This window comes from Streptomyces sp. 1114.5, assembly GCF_003635085.1.
Lineage (GTDB): Bacteria > Actinomycetota > Actinomycetes > Streptomycetales > Streptomycetaceae > Kitasatospora.
This window is the reverse complement of record NZ_RBXE01000001.1, coordinates 5106248-5129254: the sequence shown is the minus strand read 5'-3', so window position 1 is coordinate 5129254 and position 23007 is coordinate 5106248. Positions and strand designations below refer to the sequence as shown.

The window sequence follows — 23007 nt, the reverse complement described above, 5'->3', positions numbered from 1 at the left end:
CACATGAACGAGCACAGTGAGGCGCTTGCATGACGGCAGACCAGGGCGGCTGGGACGGCCCCGAGCCCGACCGCCTGTACGTGATCACCCGCGGCCGCAGCGGGCCGTCCGGGCCGGGGGTCTTCGACCTGGTCACCCTGATCGTCTCCCGCGGCGAGCCGACCCCCGCCCTGCAGCCCGAGCACGCGGCGATCCTGCGGCTGTGCCGCTCCCCGCTCTCGGTGGCGGAGGTCTCCGCCTACCTGGAGCTGCCCACGAGCGTGGTCACCGTGCTGCTGGCGGACCTGCTCGACGACGGGCTGATCGAGGCCCGCGAAGCCGCCGTGCCCACGGCGGAACTCCCCGACCGTGCCCTGTTGGAGGCGGTGATCCATGGACTTCAGCGACTCTGACACGGTGGTCGGCCCGGACGGCGCGGACCTGCTGCCGGACTCCGTGACCACGGCGGTCAAGGTGGTGATCGTGGGCGGGTTCGGCGTCGGCAAGACGACGCTGGTCGGCTCGGTCAGCGAGATCCGCCCGCTGACCACCGAGGAGACCATGACCCAGGCCGGGGTCGGCGTGGACGACCCGACCGGGGTCGAGGCGAAGACCTCCACCACCGTGGCCATGGACTTCGGCCGGATCAGCATCAACGACCGGCTCGTGCTGTACGTCTTCGGCACGCCCGGGCAGGAGCGGTTCTGGTTCCTCTGGAACGGCCTGTTCGAGGGCGCCCTGGGCGCGGTGGTGCTGGTGGACACCCGCCGGCTGGAGGTCAGCTTCGAAGTGATCGGGCGGCTGGAGGAGCGCGGCGTGCCCTTCGTGGTGGCCGTCAACGGCTTCCCGGAGGCGCCGGCCGTCCCGGTCGTCGAGCTGCGCAGCGCGCTCGACCTGCCGCCCGAGGTGCCGATCGTCACCTGCGACGCGCGCAGCCGCGAGTCCAGCCGGGACACCCTGATGACGCTGATGCACTACCTGTACGAACTCGCCGCCCCGCGGGTCGGCTGACGCCCCGCCGACCACCCACATTCGCCAGCCCGAAACCGTCCCCCCTCCCCTTGACCGGAGACCCTGTGACCACCCCGTTCCCCGACGCCGCCTCCACCCCGCCGCCCGGCTGCCCGGCCCACGGCCGAGGCCCCGAACCGATCGGCCCGATCGGCCCCGGCGGCCTGCGGCGCCTCTACGGTCCGGACGCCGACGCGGACCCGGCGGGCCTCTACGAGAAGCTGCGCGCCGAGTACGGCGAGGTCGCCCCCGTCCTGCTGCACGGCGACCACCGGGCCTGGCTGATCCTCGGCCACGGCGCCAACATCACCGCGATGCGCGCCCCCTCGCTGTTCTCCCGGGACTCCCGTCTGTGGACGGCCTTCCGCACCGGCGAACTCCCGGTCGACTCCCCGCTGATGCCGGTGATCGCCTGGCAGCCGATCTGCGTCTTCGCGGACGGCGAGGAGCACCGCCGGCTGCGCGGAGCCGTGCTGGACGGCCTGAACCGTTTCGACCGGCGCGGCATCCGCCGCCACGTCCGGCGGTTCACCACCGACCTCGTCCAGGTCGTCGGGCCGACCGGCCGCGCCGAGCTGATCACCCAGTTCGCCGAGCACCTGCCGATGCTGGTGATGACCAAGCTGCTCGGCATGCCCGACGAGTACGGGCCCCAACTGGTGGACGCCGCCCGGGACCTGATGAAGGGCACCGAGACGGCGATCGCCAGCAACGAGTACGTGGTGGCCGGTCTGCGCCGGACCATCGCCATCAAGCGCGAGGACCCCGGCGACGACCTGACCAGCCACCTGCTGGCGCACCCGGCCGGGCTGACCGACGACGAGGTGATGGAGCACCTGCGGGTGGTGCTGCTCGCCGCCAACGAGACCACCGTCAACCTGATCGCCGACTCGCTGAAGATGGTGCTCACCGACCCGCGCTTCCGCGCCCACCTGTCCGGCGGCCAGATGACCCTGGGCGAGGCGCTGGACCAGGTGCTCTGGGACTCCCCGCCGATGTCGCTGGTGGCCGGCCGCTGGGCGACGGCCGACACCGAGCTCGGCGGCCAGCAGATCAAGGCCGGGGACCTGCTGCTGCTCGGGCTCGCGGCCGGCAACCTCGACCCAGTGGTGCGGCCCGACCCGACCGCCCCGCTGTACGGCAACCGCTCCCACCTGTCCTTCGGCGCCGGGCCGCACGAGTGCCCGGGCCAGGACATCGGGCGGCACGTCGCCGAGGCCGCCATCGACATCCTGCTCACCCTGCTGCCGGACGTGCGGCTCGCGGTGGAGGAGGAGGAACTGGTCTGGACCTCGTCCTGGATCTCGCGCCACCTGACGGCGCTGCCGGTGGAGTTCACCCCGCGCGACATCGACCCGGACCCGGTGTCGGTCGCCGAGGCGGAGCGGGCGGCCCAGCTGGCGGCAGAGGCGCAGCGGGCGGCGGACACCGCGCTGGCCGCCCGGATCGAGGCGGCCGGGGCCGCCGCCGGGACGGAGGGGGCCGGGGCCCCGACCGTCCCGGCGCAGCGGCGCCGCTGGTGGACCGTGCTGGCCGGCGTCTTCCGGCGCTGAGCGGTCCGCGTCCAGGGCCCCGGGGGCGCCGGCGGCGTCAGCCGTCGCGCCCGTCCCGCCCGTCGGTGCGGCGCCGGTACAGGGTGAAGGTGTCCCCCGGGGTGAGGTCGCCGTGCGGCCCGTCGAAGGTGTAGTAGGTGACCTTCATGGTGGTGGTGCCGCCGCGCCGGTCGCCGGGGTCGACCTCGAAGGCGGCGAAGCCGTGGGCGTGTTCGCGGTCCTGGACGGCCGCCCACGGCGCGTCCTCGGTGAGCCAGACCGACTCCCGGTAGGGCGCGCCCGGCTTGGGGTCCTCCAGGCCGACGACCACTCGGCCCTTGGGCTGCGGGAAGAGGTCGTCCTGAGTGGTGGCGGCGTTGCCGCCGGCGCCGATGATCATGTGGACGGTGCCCCGCCCGGTGTCGACCATGTCCTTGCGGGTGTCGGTCGGCACCGGGGTGCGGGTGTCGTTGGGCAGGGTGCCGCGGACGGGGTGGGAGCGCTCGTAGTAGTGCTCGTGGCCGCAGACCACCAGGTCGACCCCGTAGGCGTCGAACAGCTCGCCCCAGGTCTCGCGGATGCCGAGGTCGCTGCCGGCGCCGTGCATGGAGCTGGAGATCATCGGGTGGTGCATGCAGACCACGATCCAGTCGATCGCCCGGCTGCCCCGGGCAGCGCGCAGCTCGCGTTCCAGCCAGCGCTGTTGGGCGCCGCCGGAGTAGCCGCGCAGGTAGCGGTCGCCGGAGTTCTGGATGGCCACGTCGTCGTTGGCGAGGCTGATGAAGCGCACCGAGCCGACGGTGAAGGCGTACCACATGCCCCGGGTCTCCTCGTCGGAGGAGGCCGAGGAGTCGGGAAGGGAGAAGTAGGCCTGGTAGCCGAGGGCGCCGATCGGGCCGTTGCCGCCCTCGTTCTCGTGGTTGCCGACGCAGGGCATCCAGGGACGCAGCCGGGTGGAGCGGCTGTTGCTGATGAACCAGTCGGCCCAGGTCGCGGTGCGGCTCTGGCCGTGCCGGCCGGCGTAGGAGGAGTAGCAGAGGTCGCCGTTGACGAGGTTGAACAGCGGCCCGACGCGTTCGACGGCGGCGACGATGTCGGCGCTGGCCGAGGTGCCGACCTGGCTGCTCATGTACACCGGGTACTTGCCGAGCGGCGAGGGCATGCCGTCGGGGAAGTTGACCAGGCGCCGCAGGTTGGGGGCGGCCTGGTCGCCGAAGCTGGTGAAGGTGAACGGGGCCCGGCCGCGCGGCGCGGTGGTGAAGGTGCCCGTCTCGGGGGTCGCTCCGTCGTGGCCGGCGCTGTAGAGGTAGGTGGTGCCGGGGCGCAGGCCGGTGAGGCGGGCGTGGTGGACGTACACCTCGACCTTGTCGAGCGAGTCCCGGTAGGTGCGGGTCTCGGCCTGGACGACCCGGCCGAGGCCGCCGTCCGGTGAGCCGTAGCGCACCTGGGGGCGGCGGACGGACTGCGGGGTGAGCCAGGAGACGGTCATCTCGGTGCCGGCGTCGGTGCCGAACTGCAGGTGCAGGCCGGTCACTCCGGCCGTTCCGGCGCGGTGCGGGGTGGTCAGTAACAGCGGGCTGGTGGGGGCGTCGTCGGCCGGTCCGGCGGCCGCGGGTTGCGCGGCCGCCGTCGAGCCTGCTGCCACCAGGGCGGCGGCTCCGGCCGCCGAGGTGCCCTTGAGGATGGACCTGCGTGCAATGGTCATGGAAGCTCCGCCTGTCGAGTGGGGGGTTCGACGGGCAGTCACTTTAATGACATGTACGCGTAAAGACGATCGTTTCGACGAATCCGGCCGCAAGGAGACGGCGAGACACCCCTTAAAGCTTGCGGGCCAGCCCCCCGTACACCGAGACCTCCTCGTCGGCCAGGATCGGGGTCGCGGCGTCCCCGAGCTCCGGGTGCCAGCGGTTGATCAGGACCACGCCCGGCTCCTCCAGTTCCAGCCCGGCGAAGAAGCGCTCGACGCCCGCGTGCGAGCGGACGTGCACCTCGATCCCCGCCTCGGCGTAGCGGCGGGTGCCGATCGCGGCCCGGTCGGGCGAGGTGTCGGCGGTGCCGGCGGTCAGCGCCAGGAAGCTGCCGACGGGCAGGGCGTCCAGCAGCTTGCGGACGGGCGGGTGCGCGGCCTCGTCGGAGAGGAAGTGGACGATGTTGATCAGCGTCAGCGCGACCGGCTCGTTCAGGTCCAGGGTGGCGGCGACCGCCGGGTCGGCCAGGAACTGTTCGGGCTCGCGCAGGTCGCCCTGAACGTAGGCGGTGCGGCCCTCGGGGGTGCTGGAGAGCAGTGCGCGCGAGTGGGCGAGCACGATCGGGTCGTTGTCCACGTACACCACGCGGCACGCGGGGTCGACGGACTGGACGATCTCGTGCAGATTGGGCGCGGTGGGGATTCCGGTGCCGACGTCCAGGAACTGGCGGATGCCGTGCACCTCGGCGAGCCGGCGGACCATCCGGTGCATCACCGCGCGGGCGGCGGTGGCACCCGCGCGGGCGCCGGGCAGGTCGGCCAGGACGCGGTCGCCGACCTCGCGGTCCGCCGGGAAGTTCGTCTTCCCGCCGAGCAGGTAGTCGTAGACGCGGGCGGAGTGCGCCCGGTCGGTGCGCAGGTCGACCTGCGGCGGCTCCTCGAATCCGACGTCCGTCAGCCAGCTGTCCGCGGCATTGAACTCCGGTACGTCCTCGTCCGGCGCATTGGTGTCCACGCGCTCGCCCCTCCCCGTTCGGCGGTCTGTCCGGACCACTCAACCACAGCCGATGATCATCCGTCAGGCGGTTCCCGGTGAACGGCGGGCGCCGGTCTGCGCCTCCCGGACGGCGGCGGCGAAGGAGGGCACCTTGACGGCCGTCAGCAGGCCGAGGGCGGGGCCCAGGGTGCAGAGGGTGACGTACCCGGGGATCACGCCGAGCCAGTGCCGGCCGCTCAGCCACTCGGCGAGCAACGGGAAGGTGCCGCCGAACGCGGCGATGGTGGCCGCGTTGACCACCCCGAGCCCGACCGCCCGCACCTCGGTCGGGAACAGCAGCCCGGTGAAGACGTTGAGCGTGCCGAGCACCGTCGCCACCAGCATCCCGAGCAGGACGGCGACGACCTGGAACGGCAGCCAGCCCTGGCGCAGCCCGGCGAGCAGCAGCCCGACCAGCGGGATCGGCAGGGCGAACCCCAGCCGGGCGACGGGCAGCAGGCCGAAGCGGTCGGCGGCGGCGCCGGTGAGCAGCATGGTGGCCAGCACCACGCCGAGCACCACGGTCATGAAGGAGGCCGCCTGCTCCTTGTCGATCACGTGGTAGGCGGCAGCGTACTGCGGCAGGTAGACCAGCGCGAAGTAGTAACCGACCGTCCCGCCCAGGGTGTTGAGGAAGACGGTGAGCACCGCCCAGCGGTGTTCGCGGAGCATCCGCAGGAAGGGCGGGCGGGCCGCCGCCGCCGTCCGGGCCCGGGCGCGGTGGAATTCGGCACTCTCCGGCGCCCACCGGCGCACCCAGACGGCAGCCAGTCCGAGCAGCGCGGCCACCACGAAGCCCCAGCGCCAACCACCGTTCTCCAGGCCGGACTTGCCGATGGTGTGGATGAGCAGGGTGAGCACCCCGAAGGAGAGCAGCGAGCCGAGGATGATCCCGCCGTAGGAGACGGAGCTGAAGGCGAAGCGGTGCCGGGGCGGGGCGGTCTCGGTCACGTACGCGGCCACGCTCGGCGCCTCCCCGCCGAAGGCGAGCCCCTGCACCACCCGGGCGAGGACGGCCAGGACGGCCGCCCAGAGGCCGATCGCGCGCTGGCCGGGGACGGCGGCGATGCCCAGGCTGGCGGCGGCGATCACCGCCATGCCGAGACTCAGGGCGAAACGCCGCCCCCGGGTGTCGCTGAGCCGGCCGATCAGGTACGAGCCGACCGGCCGGGCCACGAAGCCCACCGCGAAGGTGACGTAGGCGCCGAGGACCCCGCTGATGCCGTGCTTGCCGTGGCCGAAGAGGTCCGCGGCGAAGTAGGGCGCGAGGACGGCGTAGATGTTCCAGTCGAAGGACTCGACCACCGAGCCCACCGTGGCCGCCGCCAACTCCCTGCGCCGGCCGCCGGTTTCCGGGCTGTCACGGAGCGGGGTGACCGCACTGCTTTCTGTCATGGCCCCAGCATGGCACCGTTCGGGGCGCGGCGGAATCGGTCGGCCCGGCATCGGCCGACGGCACCGGCCGGCCCGGCCCGGCCCAACTCCCGGGAATACCAATGTGACTGATGTGACCACCTGGTGATATTTGTGTGCGGTGCATTCCATGATCACCCACTCCTCGCGGCGCGCCCTGCCCGCCGCCGTCGCGGCCCTCACCGCCGCCGCCCTGCTGGCCGGCTGCACCGGCGGGAGCAGCGACAAGGCCGCGTCCACGACCGCCGCCACCGCCGCCACGCCGAGCGCGACCCCGACGCCCACCCCGACCGCCAAGCCCACCGGCGCCGCCGACCCGGCCCTCAAGGCCTTCTACGGCCAGCAACTCGCCTGGGCGGCCTGCCCGAAGGACCCGCAGAACGACGCGGACACCTCGGCCCTGCAGTGCGCCACCCTCAAGGTCCCGCTGGACTACACCGCGCCGGCCACCGGCACCCTGGACGTCGCCGTGGTGCGCAACCCCGCCACCAAGCCCGACCAGCGGATCGGCTCGCTGCTGCTCAACCCCGGCGGCCCGGGCGGCTCCGGCGTCCAGATGGTCACGTACGGCCCGAAACGCTTCGACGGCCCGCTGCACGACCGCTACGACCTCGTCGGCTTCGACCCGCGCGGCGTGGCCGGCACCAGCCCGCTCAAGTGCCTCGACGACCAGGCCAGGGACGACTGGCTCGACACCGACGCGCCCGGCGCCGACCACGGCAAGCAGCTCGCCGACGCCTGCCAGGCCAAGTACGCCCAGGTACTGCCCTTCGTCAGCACCCGCAACACCGCCCGGGACATGGACGTGCTGCGCGCCGCCCTCGGCGACCAGAAGCTCAGCTACCTCGGCATGTCCTACGGCACCTACCTCGGCTCGCTCTACGCCGAGGAGTTCCCGGACCGGGTCGGCCGGCTCGTCCTGGACGGCGCCACCTCGCCCTCCACGCCCCTGGTGCAGCACAACATCGAGCAGCAGGCCGGCTTCGAGCGGGCCCTGAAGGCCTTCGCCGCCGACTGCGTCACCAAGGACCCGTGCCCGCTCGGCACCGACGCCGGCGCCGCCCCGCAGAAGCTCGCCGACTTCCTCGACGGGCTCAAGGACAAGCCGCTGAAGACCACCAAGGGCCGCACCCTCACCTCCAGCGCGGCCTGGACCGGCGTCATCAGCCGGCTCTACGGCGGCGAGAAGGCCTGGAGCAGCCTGCGCAACTCCCTCGGCTGGGCCATGGTGCGTGGCAAGGGCGACGACCTGCTCGCCATCGCCGACGGCTACAACGGCCGTGACAAGGACGGCCGTTACGCGCCCTCCGCGGACGCCTACACCGCGATCCACTGCGCCGACGGCGCCACCGACGCCCCGGCCGGCGAGCAGCTGCAGGCCGCACTGACCGACCTTGCCGCCAAGGCCCCGCTGGTCAGCAAGCACGACCCGCTCGCGGCGCTGTTCGACCCGGACTGCCGGATCTGGCCGTTCCGCGCCACCGAGAAGCCGCACGTCATCACGTCGGCCGCCGCCGCGCCCATCGTGGTCGTCGGCAGCACCGGCGACCCGGCCACCCCGTACGCGTGGTCCGAGAAGCTCACCGCCGAGCTGGGCAACGCCGTCCTGCTCACCCGCGACGGCGAGGGCCACACCGCGTACGGCGCGAGCACGTGCATCCGCGCCTCGGTCGACGCCTTCCTGGTGGACGGAACCGTGCCGACGGCGGGGACGCACTGCCCGACGGACTGACCCGCGGCGCGCCAGGGCCTGCCCGGCAAGAGCCGCCGGACAGGCCCTGGCGAACGGTCCCGTGCACCCGGCCCGCCGGCCGGGTGCACGGGACCGCTGTGCGTCCGGTGTCCGGGGTCAGCCGCGCGGCAGGACCAGGGACTGCACGTCCGGCAGCTTGCGCCAGTCGCTGGAGACGATGCCGGCGTGCGCCTTGGCCAGCTGCTCGACGCGGGCCCGGGCCTGGTCGGCCGTCGGGTCGGTGCCGCTGATCTGCGGCGCGACGTTCTGGGCGTCCGTCATCACCAGCAGGTAGTGCGCGGCGTCGTACCACGCGGTGTCGATGCCGTTGACGTAGGTCGCGGCGTCGCCGTCGAAGACCACGAACCACGGGCGGATCGAGGTGTCCGCGCCGGTGTACTGGGCCCGCGGGTCGCCCGCCGTGGCGCCGAGCACCGACGGGAAGACCTGGGCCTGGCCGATCCGGCCCGCCGCCGCGAGGTCGCGCAGGTGGCGGCCGTACTCGACGTCGGTGTGCAGGGTGTCGAAGGGGTTGCTCAGCTCGACGGTGCCCGGGATCGCGTACAGCAGAACCTTCCCGGCCAGCGCCGAACGGCTCGGCCAGTTGCCCGCCCGCACGGCCTCGTCCAGGGTGGCGTAGGAGCCGCCGCCGGGCTTGGCCAGCAGGTCGGCCGGGCGCAGCACGGCGGAGCCGAGGTGCTGGGCTATCAGCGCGTCCAGCTGGTCCGGGCCCATCCCGAGGTTGGCGGAGAAGCCCGGCTTCAGCTCCAGCTTGATCACCAGCGGCCCGGCGGCCGGGTGCGCGGCGAGCCAGACCCGCACGTCGTCCAGGCAGTTCTCCAGGTTCTTGTTGGTGCCGCCGCTGTACAGCTGGGAGGGCGTGGTCGCGGCGGTGCAGTTGTTGCTGTTGCCGAGCGGGTTGGAGTGGCTGACCTTCCACTCCTTGGTCACGATGTTCGGCCAGAGGTCCAGCTCGATCATCCCGGTGCCGGTGTCCAACCCCTGGGCCAGGTACGGGAAGGCGGCCGGGTCGTAGGTGTTGTGCAGGCCGACGGTGGTGGCCGAGCCGAACGGCAGGTCGCCCGTGCCGCTCGCGGTGGCGCCCGCCGGTGCGGCGTCCGCGGGGACGGTGGCCAGCAGCGCGGCGGCGCCGGCGAGCAGGCCGGCGGCGAGGAATCCGGACAGGGTACGGCGTGCGGTCATTGGGAACCCCCCGAGGTTCGGAACGTGCCAGGGCGCCCTCTTCCGGGCGACCTGGCGAAGCATCGCCGACCAGGGCGTGCTTCGTGTGAAGAAGGCACGACAATAGCGTGACGGCTGAGCTGCTTCTCCCCCGCACCCCTCCCCTTCCGTCACCTGCGCTGCTTCCGCCACTTGCGCCCACCAACGGTGGTGACGGGATGTCACGGGATAGCGTGGGCGCGCGAACAGGGTGCGGTCCGTCCGCACCGAGGCGCCGAGCGACACGGAGGAAGCCGATGTCCCTGGTCCGGGTCCACAATTTCTCGATCTCCCTCGACGGCTACGGCACGGGCGAGGGGCAGAGCCTCGACTCGCCGTTCGGCCATGCCGCCGACCACCTGCACCGCTGGTTCTTCGACACCCGGACGTTCCGGCAGCTGCAGGGCCAGGAGGGCGGCGCCACCGGCGTGGACGACGCGATGGCCCGCACCTGGGGCGACGGCATCGGCGCCGAGATCATGGGCCGCAACAAGTTCGGCCCGCAGCGCGGCCCCTGGCAGGACGAGGAGTGGCAGGGCTGGTGGGGCCCCAACCCGCCGTTCCACACCCCGGTGTTCGTGCTCACCCACCACCCGCGCCCGAGCCTGGAGATGGACGGCGGCACGACCTTCCACTTCATCGACGCGACGCCCGAGGAGGCGCTGCGCCAGGCCCGGGAGGCGGCCGGCGGCAAGGACGTGCGGATCGGCGGCGGCCCGCGCACCGTCCGCGCCTTCCTGGAGGCCGACCTGATCGACCACCTGCACGTGGTCGTGGTGCCGATCGTGCTCGGCCGGGGCGAACCGCTCTGGGCGGGCCTCGAAGGGCTGGAGCAGCGCTTCACCACCGAGGCGGTGGCCTCCCCGAGCGGGGTCACCCACCTCACCTTCACCCGGCGGTAGCGGGCCGGGTCGCACGAAAGCCGAACGGCGGCCTCCCTGCGAGCTGCAGGGAGGTCGCCGTTCGGCGTTCCGGCCGGATCAGGGGCCGGCTGGAGCAGGGCCGGCCGGAGCAGGAGCCGCCGGAGCGGGGCTGCGCCGATCAGACCCGGTCGGCCGCGATCAGCACGTACTGGAACGAGCCGTCCTTGTAGGAGTTGATGAACGCCTCCTCGATGCCGGTCACCAGCGAGGTGGTGGCGCGCAGCTCCCAGTAGGGCAGGGTGTCCGGGGTCAGGTCGATGACGGCCTGCGGGACCAGGCGGTTGTCGGCCATCGCCCGCAGGTACTCGCGGCGGGAGTGGATGTTGCACTCGAAGTGGGCGTTGATCTGCGAGACCCACTTCGAGGGCTGCCCGTAACGCGGGTTCCAGCAGCCGGTGATGGTGACGTACCGGCCGCCGACGCTCAGCACCCGGGAGTGCTCGGCGAACAGGTCGTGCAGGTCGACGTACATGCTGGACTCGTTGTTCCAGGAGCCCGCGACCGAGCCGGTCTCGAAGGGCATGTCCAGCATGTTGGCGACCCGGGAGCGGACGGAGTCGCCGATGCCGAGCTCGGCGGCGCGCTTGTTGCCGAAGTCGGCCTGCTGGGTGGAGAGGGTCACGCCCTCCACCCGGCAACCGAAGCGCTGGTGGGCCATCACCATCGAGCCGCCGCGGCCGCAGCCGGCGTCGACCAGGAGGCCGTCGGCCGGGATGTCGCCGAGGTGGTCGAGCAGCACGTCGGCCTGGGCGGACTCCAGGCGGTGCAGCTCGGCGATCACCTTCTTCTCCCGCTCGCTGTCGGTCGGGTCGCCGATCGCGGCCTGGTCGATCTCGCCGATGCCGTAGTGGTGGTGGTAGAGGCCGTCGACGTCGCCCAGGCGAAGGTTGACCGGGCGAGCCTCGTGGTCCCAGTAGCGTGCGATGTCGCCCTGGTAGGGAGTCGCCGGGCCGGGGATGGACTTGCCGGCGGTGGTGATGTCGTCGGTCACGGACATGGATCTGCTCCAGAATTCTCACGCATGGTGGTCAGTTGGCGAGCAAAAAACGACTGCCGGGACGGATCGTCACCAGAAGTCGGGCAGGGTGTAACGGAAGGTGTTGGTCTGGTGCCAGTAGTGGTTGCCGTCGAGCCACGCGGACACCCCGCGCAGGAACCGGACGAGGGTCGGCACCGGACAGGCGACGGCCAGCGCGGCCGCCTCGGCCTCGAAGGCGTGCATCAGCTCGTTGTGGACCTCGACGGCCTTCAGGTAGCCCTCCTTGCGCGAAACGCCCTCGCGCTCGGAGATCACCACTGGCAGGTTCAGGTGCACCCCGGGGCTGGACAGCTCCTTGGTGTACGAGTACAGGTCGTTGACGATCGTGGTGGCGTTGCCGGCCAGCGCGATCACCCGTTGCATCGCGGGCAGCGCGTGCAGCTCGGCGGGCAGCTCGTAGCCGCCGACGGTGTCGGTGATCGTCGGGCAGGGGCGGAAGTTGTTGAACTGGCGCATCGCCAGGTACTCCCACACCTCCGGGATGTGGTCCGTCTCCGCCCAGGCGGCCTCGGCCAGGTACCCCATGTGCAACCGCGCCATGTCGTGCCGGAAGCGGTCCGCCTGGGAGGGCGTCGAGGCGCGGACGAAGTACTCCATCGCCGAGTGGTAGGCGCGCCGGGGCGCGTCCGCGGCGAGCGAGGCCTGCCAGGCCGGGTGGTACTCCGGCGTGGTGTGCAGCGCGTCCAGCGCGGTGTGCGCGAGCAGCAGGCGGCTGCCCAGACCGACGGGCGAGCCGCCGAGGTCCTCGCAGTAGCAGTCGTCCACCGCGTTCTCCGCCACCATCAGGCGGGCCGCGAGCATCAGGTGGTCGACGCTGGGCGCGTCGGGATGGCAGGCCACCATGTAGCGCCCGGTGGAGAAGCCGTCGAAGTCCTTCTCCCACTCCGGCGGGTAGAGCTCGATCTCGTCGATCGCCCAGGCCTTGATCTTCAGGCTGAGGGCCTCCACCCGGGCCGGGTCGGGCTCGGCGATCGGGTGGTGGTAGAGGCCGGGGATCGGGTCGCCGGCCTTGGGCTTGCCGCCGCTCGGCGGCGCGGAGGCCTCCGGCTGTACCGGCACGGTCGGCACGGCCGGGACGTTCGGCTGCGCCTGGACGGCCGGCTCGGGGGCGGGCGCCTCGGGCACCTCGGTCCGGGGCGTGAAGTGCAGGCCCGAGGTGCCGAGTCCGCTGGGCCCGCGCAGGATCCGGTCCAGGGCGGTGGTGTTCACGCGCTCACCACCGCGGCGGGCGCATGGTCGAGCGGCGTGTCCGCTCTGCCGCGCAGGGGCATGAAGCCTCCTCTGATAAGGATCGCAAGATATGACGGGTCGTCATCCCGTCTGCCACGAAGGGGATCTCCGAACGCGGGCCCCGTCTCGCTCGGTTCCCCACCGTAGGCGCGAAGCCGCGTTCCGGAACGCAACGGACGATCTTCTTAACCCGATAGGGTGAACGTTCATGCTGAGGGCGCCCGGGCGAGCCCCTGTCATGCATCGGTCTGCCCGCCTGCCGCGTCAACCTGGCGACCATTGCCCGTGTCCCGCACCCGCCACCCGCGTTGGGCCGGTCGTGGCAGCGACTGTTCGAAGACAAAAGAGCTCAACCGGCGGCCGGCTGCCACGTGTTGGTCACACCTTCGCCCCGTTCGAAGGGAGCGCGCAGTGGCAGCGATCTCGATGCCGGACTTCTCCCTTCCGTGGCCGGCCCGCCTCGACCCCCGTCCGGAGACGGCGCGGGCACACAGCCTGCTCCGGGTCCGCGCGATGGGAATGCTCGAACCCGTCTGGGACGAGCAGCGGTTCAGCGCGATGGACTTCGCGCTCTTCGCCGCGTGGACGCACCCCGACGCCACGCCCACAGGATGGACGGGGTGATCTTCCAGCGCGCCGCCGGTCCCGACCACGGACGTAAGGAGGAGAAGAATGGGGCGCGGCGCCGAGCGAGGATCGGGGCCAGGAAGGAAGAGCAGCGCATGGAGAGCCAGGCCCGCAGCCGCACCGCACTGGTCGAGCAGCTCATGGAGCGCTATCCCGACGTGCCGCGGGAGGCGGTGATCAAGGAGGACCTGCTGCGCGGCGGGATGGCCTTCGACGAGTCCGCGCTCAGCGGCAGCGCCGGCGCCGACGGGGGCGGCGAGGTCAAACCGAAGTCGTACTTCATCTTCTCCTTCGACCACCGCACCCTGCCCGAGCTGGGCGCTGCCGCGCTCAACCGGCCGCCGGAGGAGGTCGTACTGACCGGCGGGCCGTACGGGCTGCGCCGCACGGTGGTGTCGGTGCGGGTCAACCCGGACTCGCCGTACCGGGTCGGTGCCGGGGAGGACGGCACGCTGGGCCTCTACCTGGACGGCACGCGGATCGCCGATGTCGGCCTGCCGCCGATGCCGGACTACTACCGGCACACGCTGGCCAACGGGAAGTCGGTGATGGAGGTCGCCCCGACCATCCAGTGGGGATACCTGATCTACCTCACGGTGTTCCGGGTCTGCCAGTACTTCGGCGCCAAGGAGGAGTGCCAGTACTGCGACATCAACCACAACTGGCGTCAGCACAAGGCCGCCGGCCGCCCGTACACCGGGGTCAAGCCGGTGGAGGAGGTGCTGGAGGCGCTGGCGCTGATCGACGAGCACGACACCGCCCGGGCCTCCCGGGCGTACACCCTCACCGGCGGCGCGATCACCTCGCACGTCGGCGGCCGGGACGAGGCCGACTTCTACGGGCAGTACGCCAAGGCCATCGAGGAGCGCTTCCCCGGCCGCTGGATCGGCAAGGTGGTGGCGCAGGCGCTGCCACGTGAGGACGTCCAGCGTTTCCACGACTACGGCGTGCGGATCTACCACCCCAACTTCGAGGTGTGGGACAAGCGGCTCTTCGAGCTGTACTGCCCCGGCAAGGAGCGCTACGTCGGCCGCGACGAGTGGCACCGCCGGATCCTGGACTCCACCGAGGTGTTCGGCCCCGAGAAAGTGATCCCCAACTTCGTCGCGGGCGTGGAGATGGCCGAGCCCTTCGGCTTCGCCACGGTGGACGAGGCGATCGCCTCCACCGAGGAGGGACTGCGCTTCTTCATGTCCCACGGCGTGGTCCCGCGCTTCACCACCTGGTGCCCCGAGCCGACCACCCCGCTGGGCAGGGCCAACCCGCAGGGCGCGCCGCTGGAGTACCACATCCGGCTGCTGCAGACCTACCGCGCCACCCTGGAGGAGTTCGGCCTCTCCTCCCCGCCCGGCTACGGCCCGGCGGGCCCGGGGAAGGCGGTCTTCTCGGTCAGCTCCTTCATGGACTCGCTGCCCGCCTGACGCTACCGGGGATCGGGGCCGCCACCGCGACCGGCGGCGGCCCCGATCCCCGGACCGGTCAACCGACTGGCTGCGGGCGGACGGTGAGGATCTGCTCGGCGCGGCCGATCGGCCCGTGCTCGTCGTGCAGGACGGTGCTGGTGACGCCGTGGCCGGCCGGGCCGAAGCTGACCCTGGTGTCCAGGCCGGTCCAGCGGCCCTCGGGGCGGCGGAAGAGGTGGATCGTCAGGTCGGTGTTGGGGAACATCCACGCGGTGGGGCTCTGCCGGACGGCGATGCCGTTGGCGGTGTCCACCAGGGCGACGAAGGAGGCCTGCGGGCTGCTGGGCTCGCCGGCGACCAGCCCGACCGGGGTGGAGATCCAGGCGGCGGCCCGGCCGGGGGCGCGCTCGCGGCGGCGGACGTCGATCGAGGCGATGTAACCGCCGCCCCACAGCTCGCTCATCGCCCAGGGCTCGAACTCCTCGGGGGCCGGGATCGGTTCGTCGTGCGTCCCGGCGACGGCGGCGGTGTCGAGCTCTGCGAGGAACCACGCGCGGGCCCGGACGACGGCGCGCTCCCCGATCACCACGGTGGCCTCGACCAGCTCGATGGTGCGCCCGGGCCGGACGGTCTCCACCGTGATCTCGAACTCCTCCAGGGCGATCAGGCCGAGTATGTCGAAGCTGATCCGGGCCAGCGCCAGGCTGTCGCCGGTCTGTCGGCGGTCGGCCCCCTGGGAGTCGGCGCGGTGGCCGTCGGCGCGGTGGCAGTCGATGGCGTGGACGATCAGGCCGGCCAGCGGGCTGAAGTGCTGCTCGTCGGGGTGCCAGGCACCCTGGGCGTGCGGGGTGGGCTTGTAGCTGTGCTCGCCGGTGCGCTGGTAGTAGCTCTCGGGCGCGGTGGTGGGGGTGGTCACGGGCGCTTCTCCTCGGGCCGATCGTGGTGCGCCGGGCGGGGCGCCGACGGGTTGCGACGGCGCCCGACCTCGGCGTTCAGGATCGTAAGGGGCCGAACCGCCGCCCGGCCGTGGCGGTGACGCATCCCACACCCGGTGCGCCCTCGGACAGCGCGCGGGCAGCCGGCGGGCTGTCAGTGCGCGACGAGCGGGTAGTGGTCGGAGAGGTCGGTGTAGGTGTAGCTCTTGCCCCAACTGCTCACCGTCCAGGGCGTGCTGTGCACCCGGGCGACCTGGTTGGTGTACTGCTGGGGGCGGGCGTGGTCGGCGCGGTAGAGCACGTAGTCGAGGTCCTCCTTGGGCTCGCCCGGGTAGCGGTAGGCGGCGACCGAGTTGTCGGCGGTGTCGAAGGAGTACGGCCAGCCGGTGCGGGCGGAGGCCGGGGCGAGGTTGCCGTTGGTCAGCAGGGCCTGGTACTCGGAGCCGTGGGAGTCGATGTTGAGGTCGCCGGCGAGGACGATCGGCTCGTCGGCGGGGATCCGCTTGCCGTCCAGGAAGGTGCGCATGGCAGTGAGCTGCCTGGCCCGGATGTCCGCCGCCTGGCCGCTGGAGCAGCCCGAGTCGGTGGACTGCAGGTGGGTGCCGACCACGTGGGTGCGGCGGCCGTCGACGTCCAGCACCGCGTAGGCGAAGCCCTTGTTGGACCAGTAGTCCGAGCCGCAGGCGTCCTTGTAGACGTACTGCTCCTTGTGCAGGATCGGCCACTTGCTGAGCAGGGTGACCCCGCCGTCCTCGGGGGTGGTGGAGCTGTAGCTGCCGGAGGTGGCGTCCCAGCCGCTCGTGGACCGGCCGACCACGGGCGTGTGGTACGGGTAGGCGGCCGAGGCCTTGGCGACCAGTGCGTCGGAGGCCGCGTTGTCGAAGGCCTCCTCCAGGACGACCACGTCGTGGCCCTGGAAGAAGTCCGCCGCGGCGATGGCCTGCGCCCGGTACTGCTGGCCCCAGTTGGGGTAGAGGTTGGTGCTCATCAGGAAGACGTTGTAGGTGAGCACGTCGAGCGGGGGCGCGGTCGTTGGTGCGGTCTCGGCCGAGGCGGGGGCCGCGCCGAGCGTGGCGATCACGGTGGCGGCGGCACCGGCGGCGAGGGCACGGCGGACGGACGAGAGCGACATCTGGGCTCCGTGGGGTCGGGGGAACAGCGGGGAACAGCGGGGATGTGACGTGGACCCGCCGGACGACGGGATGGTACGTATCCAATGTGCTTGTCCGTACGGTCCGCAAGACCTCGGACGAGCACCGGGTGAACTCGCGGGTAACGTCGACGGTGACTCCACGTCAGCTTCACACCGGATCCACGGCCGGCCCGGGGCCGGGCCACCCGGGTTCCCAGCCGTCCGGGCCCGCCGTCACACTGTCGCAGGCACGGAAAGCGACAGCACCGAACGGGGGATCCATGGCCGGGAAGAAGAACGGGAAGAAGAAGCAGAAGCGACCGCTCGCGGAGGGGGTCGTCCGGCCCCCGAAACGGGTCCGCAGACGACCCGAGCCGAAGCTGTCGCCGCGGGCCGTCCGCCGCACGGCATGGCTGGTCGGGCTGCTCACTCCGGTGCTGATGATCGGACTGGCGGCGCTCGGTACCAACCCGGACTACGCGGTCCTCGGCGGCGTCCTCGCCTTCCTGGTGTTCGTCGCGGGCTTCCTCGGCCTGGGCCTCGTCCGGCCCAGCGGCTGGGTCATCTGGCCGGCCGTCCTGTTCGGGGTGCTGCTGCTGGTACTGCCGGTGTCGAGCCTCCGCGCGCAGATCATCGCCCATCGCGGGGTGGAGACCGAGGTGGTGGTCACCGCGGCCCACAGCTCCCGGGACAAGAGCGGGAGGGTGAGCTGGACCTGCGACATCCGCCGGGCCGACGGGCAGCCGCTGCCGCACGGCCAGGTCGGCGGCTTCGGCTGCTCGGCCCGGGCCAAGGACACCACCGAAACCGTACTGGTCGACCCGGCGGGCTGGGCCCCGCCCGCCCCCACGGACGAGGACCTCTCCTTCCGAGGCAGCGGCGTCTACGTCGTCGCCGTACTCGCCGCGCTGTGGGGCCTGCTCACTCTCGGCGCGGCCCGGCGCACGCTCCAGGAGCCGAACGCGACCGCGGGTCAGAAGGCCGACCGGGAAGGCAGGGTCGGTGCCAGGGCGGGCGGCAGGGGAGGCGGCCGGGGCGCCGTATGAAGCGCGTACACCCCCCTGTCGGGGCCCGGGGAGGCAGGCGTAGGGTGCGCGGTGTGAACGAACTGATCTTCCGGGGGAAGGACCTGTTCCGTCCCTCGTGGTCGAACCTCATTCCGGTGCTGCTGGTGCTCGGTCTCCAACTCGGCCTCGGTGCGTGGAAGCTCGGCCCCGTGGGCACGTTCTGGCTGGTCTTCGGGACCTTGGCGCTCGGCGTGCCGCTCTTCGTCATCAGCTGGCGCTCCTGGAGCCGGGTCGGCACCGACGGCATCACCATCAACTGGGGTGTCGGGCGCGGCCGTACCCACCCGTGGCACGAGGTCCGGTGGGTCGACGTGCGGGAGACCAAGGGCAACGGCTCGACCTCCTACGCGGCGCGGATCCATCTCACCCGCGGGCGGCGCCGCTCGCTGCCCGGCCTCCAGACCAGCGCGATCTACCCGGCCGTGGACTTCGACGTGAACTTCCAACGGCTGGTGAACTGGTGGGAGTTCAGCACGGACCCGACGCAGCGCAGCCGGCCGGGGAAGCAGCTGCGGGACCGGGTGACGCCCACGGTGTTCGGTGTGATCCTCGGGCTCGTGCTGTCCGCCGGGGTCATCGTCGTCGTCATCCTGCAGGGGCCGTAGCGCGGTCGGCGCGCCGGCCGGACAGCGATCGGCCCCGGCTCCCCGTGCGGGAGCCGGGGCCGACCTGTGTTCGGCCTGCCTGCGGCGAGGTCAGCGCTGCGGCGGGTACGGCTGCCCCTGCGGCGCCGGGTACGGCTGCTGCGGCGGGTACGGCTGGCCCTGCGGCGGGTAGGGCTGCTGGGACGGGTAGGGCTGGCCCTGCGGCGGCACGTACGGCTGGCCCTGCGGTGCCGGGTAGGGATGCTGGGGCGCTGGGTACGCCTGCTGCGGCGGGTAGGGCTGCCCCTGCGGCTGGGGGTAGGGCTGGCCCGGTGCCATCGGGTAGGCCTGCTGCAGGGGGTACGGCTGCCCCTGCGGCGCGAGTTCGAAGGGCTGCGAGCTCGGGTCGATCGACCCGGGCGGGAAGGCCGCGCTCAGCTGGTCCATCTCGGCCCGCCAGTAGCGGTGGATGTTCAGCCGGGTCGGCTTGGCCTCGCCGGGCAGCTGCAGGTACATCCGGCTCCAGAGGGAGGCCCGCTTGACCTGGCTGACCGGGAAGGCGTGGCGCGGGTAGACCGCGACCACGTCGCCGGGCCGGTTGGTCCAGCGGCTGGCCGTGTTGACGACCACCGAGCTGTTGGTGAGCGTCAGGAAGTAGAACCGGCGGGTCAGGGCGACGATCAGGCCGAGCAGCGGCACCTCGTCGAAGACCGCGTTGAGCCACGGGCTGGGGCCGGTCTCCACGTGCACGCACGCGATGAAGGCCTCCCCCGGTGGTGCCACCTGCGAGAGTTTCTCGATGACCTGGGCCTTCTGCTTCGCCCGGCGTATTGCCATGCTTTCGGTACCTCTTGCCCGTCGGGTCCGCCGACCTTGCTCGGCGGAAAAATCGGCTGAGGCTAGCAGGTGGTGACGAGGCCTTGAACAGCCCGTTTAGGCAAAGCTTTTGCCCCTTTTTCCCATCGCCGCCGGACGGTTAAAGCCTGGGACAAAAATTCGCGCGCAGCCTTGCCGATAATGTGATCAGATGTGTATGCACTGTGGCGCTGCGAGCCACAGGGGAGGAAAGGCCCGGTCGTCCGATCAGGCCCAGTCACACAGGAGTTGTGCACCATCAACACCGCCATCCGCCGGGCCGCCCGCGGTGCGATGCCCGTCGCCGTCACCGCTTCCGTCCTCGCCACCGGCCTCGCCGCCTGTGGCACCGTCGAACAGCTCTCCGCCGCCCAGAAGGTGTCCAAGGCCTTCGGCAAGGTCGGTGACGGCAAGTCGGCCGGCTTCAAGCTCTCCATCGACGCCACCCCCGAACAGATCCTCGCCTTCGACAAGGCCACCGGAGCCGGGAACAAGGGCCTCGTCGGCACGGCCACGGGCGGAAAGGGCGCCGGCCGCAAGGGCTCCGGCGGCGGGCTGGACGAGCAGAGCGCCAAGGCGATGTCCGGGCTCGCGCTCTCCGTCGCGATCTCCGCCGACAAGCCGCTCAAGGACATCGAGGCCTTCAAGAGCGCGGCGGGCTCCGGCGGCAGCAACGACCTGACGCTCGACAGGTCGGTGCGCGTCTCCTACGTGCTCTCCGACCGCAGCGGCACCGCGCTGCTGGAGTACCGCCAGGTCGACGCCAAGGGCTACCTGCACGTCGACGCCAAGGGCCTGGTCAAGCTGACCGGCGAGGACCCGTCCCAGGTGGACGCCGCCGGCAACGACCTGCCCGCCGACCTGGGCGCGGTCAAGGACGTGCTGGCCGGCAAGTGGGTCGCGCTCGACCTCCAGGAACTCGCCGACGCCGCGAAGAAGTCCGACGGCAGGAAGGCCGCGCCGAGCCCGGTGCCCAGCGCCGACCCGGAGGCCGCCAAGCAGCTGCTCAACTCGCTCAAGGACGTGCTCGGCCGCACCGTCACGTACGAGGACAAGGGCACCAAGGACGGCGCCGACCACATCTGGATGAGCGCTCCGGCCCGCCAGCTGGTGGACGAGCTGTTCAAGGCCGTCAGGCCGGTCGCGGACAAGTTCCCGCAGCAGTTGGGGAAGTTCCCGGCCCAGGCCCCGACCGACGTGCCGGACCGCAAGGTCGGCGTCGACCTCTACCTGAAGAACGGCGCCCTCTCCTCGGCCACCTTCGACCTCGCCCAGCTGCAGAGCAAGGTCGAGCCGGGCGTCAACTTCCCGGTGAAGCTCGCCTTCGACCAGTCGGCCCCGGACGTCCAGGCCCCGGCCGGCGCGACCAAGCTGACCAGCGACGACCTGATGAAGGCGGTGCTCGGCCTGGCCGCCGGCCCCGGCGCCGGCCTCGACCCCAAGGACGCGGGCGGCGCCCCGCCGCTCACCCCCGCGGCACCGCTGACCGACGCGCAGCTCAAGGAGCTCGCCAAGCTCGGCGTCCCGGAGGAGCAGGCGCGCGCCTTCAACACGCTCGGCATGACCTTCGAGGACATCAAGGAGATCGCGCAGGAGGGCTGATCCGCTCCTCTGCCCCGCTCCTCCGGGTCCGGCACGACCGGCCGACCGCCACCCGCGGTCGGCCGGTCGCATTTCCGGCCCGTTCTGCCCTTTCTCCGGCCGTACTCCGGCCTTGTCACACCCGCGTGCGGCGCCGGGCCGACAACTCGACCCGGCCGGAGCGGAGGTGGCTGCGGTGGCCGTCGGTGAACTCCAACCGCAGGCTGCGGTCGGCTTGGACGTCCACCACGACGGCGCTCTCGACGGCGGCGTAGGACGTCTCGCGGTATATCCACACCCGGTCCCCGACGTGGAACTCCGCCGTCTCCGAGACGATCACCGCGCTCACCTCCGCTCCGCTCCGGCCCCCGCACAGGGAGGTACGGACGGAACGCCCCTGCTGCTCAGGCGTGGGCGGCGGCGCAGTCGGGGTGGCCCCAGCTGCTGCCGACCTTGGTGATCTTGTCGCCCTTGGCGTACGGGCGGCTGCACGGGCAGGTCCCCGGGTAGCGGGCGGCCAGGGTGCGGGAGGTGCCGGTAGCGGTACCGGTACCGGTGCTGCGCGTCTTGGGGGCCTTGGGGGCCTTGGTGGCGGCCGCCGGGTCCGGTTCGGGCAGGTTCGCGGCGGTGCCCGAGGCGTCCTGCTGGGTGCGGGCGGCGTCGCTGGCGGCCTTGTCGGCGATGGCGTTCAGCGGGTCGCCGTCGACCTGGTGGGCCGGCACGTACACGAAGGTGACGTCCCGGCCCTCCAGCAGCGCGTCGATCGCCTGGATCAGCTCCTGGTTGGCGACCGGCTTGCCGGCCGCCGTCTTCCAGCCGTTGCGCTTCCAGCCCTTCAGCCACTTGGTCACCGAGTCGCGGGTGTAGGTGCTGTCCAGCCGGACCTCCAGCGGCACCGCCGGGTCCGTCGACGCCAACAGCCGCTGCAGCGCCGTCAGTTCGCCCACGTTGTTGGTGCTGTGCCCGAGCGCTCCGGACTCCCAGCGCTGGGGCGCCCCGGCGGCGTCCGCCACCACGTAGGCCCAGCCCGCCGGACCGGGGTTGCCCTTGGCTGCTCCGTCACACGCTGCAATGACTCGTTCGACCATGCCCCGATCATGCCTGCTCGGACCGGCCCGGGCCAAAGTCGCCCGGTCGCCCGATCGCCCAGGAGCGCCGAGCGGTGACGGCTCCCGGGGCGGGCTGCGCCGCACCCGGGGCGGCCTGGCAGGATCTCTCGCCATGGCATCCAGCGCGACACCCGGGACCTCCGGTCCCGGCCCAGCACCCAGCCCCCGGCAGCGGCGCGGCCGGGGGAAGAAGGACGACCTGCCCTGGCCGCGCCGCCCGCTGCTGACGGCCCTGTGGATCCCGGCCGCAGCCCTCCTGCTGCCGGTCGGCGGGGCGCTCGGCGCCTTCGGGCCGTGGCTGCTGCTGCCCTCCCTGGCGCTGGTCCTCACCGGGTTCGTCGGCCTGGTGTACGCCGTGTTCAGCCTCTGCCAGGTCGGCCCGCTGCGGTTGGCGGCCCTGGCGCTGCTGCTCGCCCCGGCGATCGGCGTGCCGCTGCTGAGCATGAGCACCGCCCAGGCCACCGTGCTCGGCCTGCACGGCGTCGCCCACCCGGGCACCGTCACCGGCGTGCGGGTCAGCCACGGCAAGACGACCACGTACAGCTGCGCCGTGCGCTACGCGGACGTCCCGGGGCGCGGCAGGTCGGTGCGGTGCGGTGCCTGGGACGCGGTGGGTGAGCAGGTCAGCGTCACCGAGGACCCCGACGGCCTGGTCGACCCGGAGTTCACCTCGGCCGCCACCGGCGGGCGCTTCGACCTCTCCCTCGTCGGGCTCTCCGACGTCACCCTCCTCGTCGTCGCGGGCTCGGCGGCCGGCCTCGGCGCCGCCGTCCATCTCCTCCGCGCCCACCGCGCCTCCTCGCTGCAGCCCCCGCAGCCGCCGTTCCCGCCACAGCCACAGCCACAGCCACAGCCACAGCCACAGCCACAGCCACCGAAACCGTTTGCCGGGTGAGCCGGGTACGGACGAT

General features: G+C 72.3%; 22 protein-coding genes. 11 read left to right on the top strand and 11 right to left on the bottom strand.

Annotated elements, in window-relative coordinates; genetic code table 11:
• Positions 1-29: 29 nt before the first annotated feature.
• The 3 genes from BX285_RS22680 to BX285_RS22670 all read left to right on the top strand — a co-directional run bounded on the left by BX285_RS22680 (position 30) and on the right by BX285_RS22670 (position 2543).
• Positions 30-392 (top strand): DUF742 domain-containing protein, encoded by a 363-nt coding sequence (locus BX285_RS22680; RefSeq protein ID WP_097239662.1) that lies wholly within the window; start codon positions 30-32, stop codon positions 390-392.
• On the top strand, positions 373-990 hold the full coding sequence (locus BX285_RS22675) for an ATP/GTP-binding protein (RefSeq protein ID WP_097239661.1): 618 nt from the start codon (positions 373-375) through the stop codon (positions 988-990). Before BX285_RS22680 ends, BX285_RS22675 begins: the two co-directional genes overlap by 20 nt.
• Positions 991-1055: 65 nt before the next feature.
• Positions 1056-2543, top strand: coding sequence for a cytochrome P450 (locus tag BX285_RS22670; protein ID WP_121176881.1), 1488 nt, complete (start codon positions 1056-1058; stop codon positions 2541-2543).
• Between the two features lie 37 nt (positions 2544-2580).
• On the opposite strand, the gene BX285_RS22665 is transcribed toward BX285_RS22670, so the two are convergent.
• The 3 genes from BX285_RS22665 to BX285_RS22655 all read right to left on the bottom strand — a co-directional run bounded on the left by BX285_RS22665 (position 2581) and on the right by BX285_RS22655 (position 6640).
• Positions 2581-4227, bottom strand: a complete 1647-nt coding sequence (locus BX285_RS22665) for a metallophosphoesterase family protein (protein ID WP_121176879.1) — start codon at positions 4225-4227, stop codon at positions 2581-2583.
• A 112-nt stretch (positions 4228-4339) separates the two neighbouring features.
• Positions 4340-5167: an SAM-dependent methyltransferase gene (locus BX285_RS22660; protein ID WP_097240518.1), complete on the bottom strand. Its 828-nt coding sequence runs from the start codon at positions 5165-5167 to the stop codon at positions 4340-4342.
• A gap of 120 nt (positions 5168-5287) precedes the next feature.
• A complete protein-coding gene (locus BX285_RS22655; RefSeq protein ID WP_183107142.1) occupies positions 5288-6640 on the bottom strand; it encodes an MFS transporter in 1353 nt (450 codons plus the stop codon).
• A gap of 148 nt (positions 6641-6788) precedes the next feature.
• Between BX285_RS22655 and BX285_RS22650 the strand changes: the two genes are divergently transcribed.
• Entirely contained in the window at positions 6789-8390 is a 1602-nt protein-coding gene (locus tag BX285_RS22650) for an alpha/beta hydrolase (protein WP_121176874.1), read from the top strand.
• Between the two features lie 117 nt (positions 8391-8507).
• On the opposite strand, the gene BX285_RS22645 is transcribed toward BX285_RS22650, so the two are convergent.
• Entirely contained in the window at positions 8508-9593 is a 1086-nt protein-coding gene (locus tag BX285_RS22645) for a phosphatidylinositol-specific phospholipase C domain-containing protein (RefSeq protein WP_097239656.1), read from the bottom strand.
• Positions 9594-9868: 275 nt separating this feature from the next.
• On the opposite strand from BX285_RS22645, the gene BX285_RS22640 reads away from it, so the two are divergent.
• Positions 9869-10513: a dihydrofolate reductase family protein gene (locus BX285_RS22640; RefSeq protein WP_097239655.1), complete on the top strand. Its 645-nt coding sequence runs from the start codon at positions 9869-9871 to the stop codon at positions 10511-10513.
• Positions 10514-10652: 139 nt separating this feature from the next.
• Here the strand turns inward: BX285_RS22640 and BX285_RS22635 are convergent, their stop codons facing one another.
• A complete protein-coding gene (locus BX285_RS22635; protein ID WP_097239654.1) occupies positions 10653-11531 on the bottom strand; it encodes a geranyl diphosphate 2-C-methyltransferase in 879 nt (292 codons plus the stop codon).
• A 69-nt stretch (positions 11532-11600) separates the two neighbouring features.
• Positions 11601-12782 (bottom strand): family 2 encapsulin nanocompartment cargo protein terpene cyclase, encoded by a 1182-nt coding sequence (locus BX285_RS22630; protein WP_398900825.1) that lies wholly within the window; start codon positions 12780-12782, stop codon positions 11601-11603.
• Between the two features lie 432 nt (positions 12783-13214).
• Here BX285_RS22630 and BX285_RS22625 point away from each other — a divergent pair, with 432 nt between their 5' ends.
• Both BX285_RS22625 and BX285_RS22620 read left to right on the top strand, forming a co-directional pair.
• The gene (locus tag BX285_RS22625) at positions 13215-13427 is read left to right on the top strand and encodes a hypothetical protein (RefSeq protein WP_097239652.1); all 213 of its coding nucleotides are present in this window, start codon (positions 13215-13217) and stop codon (positions 13425-13427) included.
• A gap of 98 nt (positions 13428-13525) precedes the next feature.
• On the top strand, positions 13526-14851 hold the full coding sequence (locus BX285_RS22620) for a radical SAM protein (RefSeq protein WP_097239651.1): 1326 nt from the start codon (positions 13526-13528) through the stop codon (positions 14849-14851).
• 58 nt (positions 14852-14909) lie between these two features.
• Here BX285_RS22620 and BX285_RS22615 read toward each other — a convergent pair whose 3' ends face one another.
• Together BX285_RS22615 and sph are read right to left on the bottom strand one after the other, a co-directional pair.
• Positions 14910-15749, bottom strand: a complete 840-nt coding sequence (locus BX285_RS22615) for a thioesterase family protein (RefSeq protein WP_097239650.1) — start codon at positions 15747-15749, stop codon at positions 14910-14912.
• A gap of 173 nt (positions 15750-15922) precedes the next feature.
• Entirely contained in the window at positions 15923-16900 is a 978-nt protein-coding gene (gene sph, locus BX285_RS22610) for a sphingomyelin phosphodiesterase (RefSeq protein ID WP_097239649.1), read from the bottom strand.
• Between the two features lie 281 nt (positions 16901-17181).
• Here sph and BX285_RS22605 point away from each other — a divergent pair, with 281 nt between their 5' ends.
• Together BX285_RS22605 and BX285_RS22600 are read left to right on the top strand one after the other, a co-directional pair.
• On the top strand, positions 17182-17946 hold the full coding sequence (locus BX285_RS22605) for a hypothetical protein (protein ID WP_121176872.1): 765 nt from the start codon (positions 17182-17184) through the stop codon (positions 17944-17946).
• 53 nt (positions 17947-17999) lie between these two features.
• A complete protein-coding gene (locus BX285_RS22600) occupies positions 18000-18572 on the top strand; it encodes a PH domain-containing protein (RefSeq protein WP_121176869.1) in 573 nt (190 codons plus the stop codon).
• 90 nt (positions 18573-18662) lie between these two features.
• Here the strand turns inward: BX285_RS22600 and BX285_RS37475 are convergent, their stop codons facing one another.
• Positions 18663-19388 (bottom strand): hypothetical protein, encoded by a 726-nt coding sequence (locus tag BX285_RS37475; RefSeq protein ID WP_183107141.1) that lies wholly within the window; start codon positions 19386-19388, stop codon positions 18663-18665.
• A gap of 267 nt (positions 19389-19655) precedes the next feature.
• Here BX285_RS37475 and BX285_RS22590 point away from each other — a divergent pair, with 267 nt between their 5' ends.
• A complete protein-coding gene (locus BX285_RS22590) occupies positions 19656-21008 on the top strand; it encodes a hypothetical protein (protein ID WP_097239646.1) in 1353 nt (450 codons plus the stop codon).
• Between the two features lie 115 nt (positions 21009-21123).
• Here the strand turns inward: BX285_RS22590 and BX285_RS22585 are convergent, their stop codons facing one another.
• The gene (locus BX285_RS22585; protein ID WP_097239645.1) at positions 21124-21336 is read right to left on the bottom strand and encodes a hypothetical protein; all 213 of its coding nucleotides are present in this window, start codon (positions 21334-21336) and stop codon (positions 21124-21126) included.
• Between the two features lie 55 nt (positions 21337-21391).
• A complete protein-coding gene (locus tag BX285_RS22580) occupies positions 21392-22075 on the bottom strand; it encodes a ribonuclease H (RefSeq protein ID WP_097239644.1) in 684 nt (227 codons plus the stop codon).
• Positions 22076-22208: 133 nt separating this feature from the next.
• Between BX285_RS22580 and BX285_RS22575 the strand changes: the two genes are divergently transcribed.
• Positions 22209-22991, top strand: coding sequence for a hypothetical protein (locus BX285_RS22575; RefSeq protein ID WP_121176867.1), 783 nt, complete (start codon positions 22209-22211; stop codon positions 22989-22991).
• Positions 22992-23007 lie beyond the last annotated feature (16 nt).

Bases quoted from the DNA above. Each gene is read 5' to 3' on its own strand.
- BX285_RS22680 (WP_097239662.1), top strand. From the start codon at position 30: ATGACGGCAGACCAGGGCGGCTGGGACGGCCCCGAGCCCGACCGCCTG.
- BX285_RS22675 (WP_097239661.1), top strand. From the start codon at position 373: ATGGACTTCAGCGACTCTGACACGGTGGTCGGCCCGGACGGCGCGGAC.
- BX285_RS22665 (WP_121176879.1), bottom strand. From the start codon at position 4,227: ATGACCATTGCACGCAGGTCCATCCTCAAGGGCACCTCGGCGGCCGGA.
- BX285_RS22655 (WP_183107142.1), bottom strand. From the start codon at position 6,640: ATGACAGAAAGCAGTGCGGTCACCCCGCTCCGTGACAGCCCGGAAACC.
- BX285_RS22650 (WP_121176874.1), top strand. From the start codon at position 6,789: ATGATCACCCACTCCTCGCGGCGCGCCCTGCCCGCCGCCGTCGCGGCC.
- BX285_RS22645 (WP_097239656.1), bottom strand. From the start codon at position 9,593: ATGACCGCACGCCGTACCCTGTCCGGATTCCTCGCCGCCGGCCTGCTC.
- BX285_RS22640 (WP_097239655.1), top strand. From the start codon at position 9,869: ATGTCCCTGGTCCGGGTCCACAATTTCTCGATCTCCCTCGACGGCTAC.
- BX285_RS22635 (WP_097239654.1), bottom strand. From the start codon at position 11,531: ATGTCCGTGACCGACGACATCACCACCGCCGGCAAGTCCATCCCCGGC.
- BX285_RS22620 (WP_097239651.1), top strand. From the start codon at position 13,526: ATGGAGAGCCAGGCCCGCAGCCGCACCGCACTGGTCGAGCAGCTCATG.
- sph (WP_097239649.1), bottom strand. From the start codon at position 16,900: ATGTCGCTCTCGTCCGTCCGCCGTGCCCTCGCCGCCGGTGCCGCCGCC.
- BX285_RS22605 (WP_121176872.1), top strand. From the start codon at position 17,182: ATGGCCGGGAAGAAGAACGGGAAGAAGAAGCAGAAGCGACCGCTCGCG.
- BX285_RS37475 (WP_183107141.1), bottom strand. From the start codon at position 19,388: ATGGCAATACGCCGGGCGAAGCAGAAGGCCCAGGTCATCGAGAAACTC.
- BX285_RS22580 (WP_097239644.1), bottom strand. From the start codon at position 22,075: ATGGTCGAACGAGTCATTGCAGCGTGTGACGGAGCAGCCAAGGGCAAC.
- BX285_RS22575 (WP_121176867.1), top strand. From the start codon at position 22,209: ATGGCATCCAGCGCGACACCCGGGACCTCCGGTCCCGGCCCAGCACCC.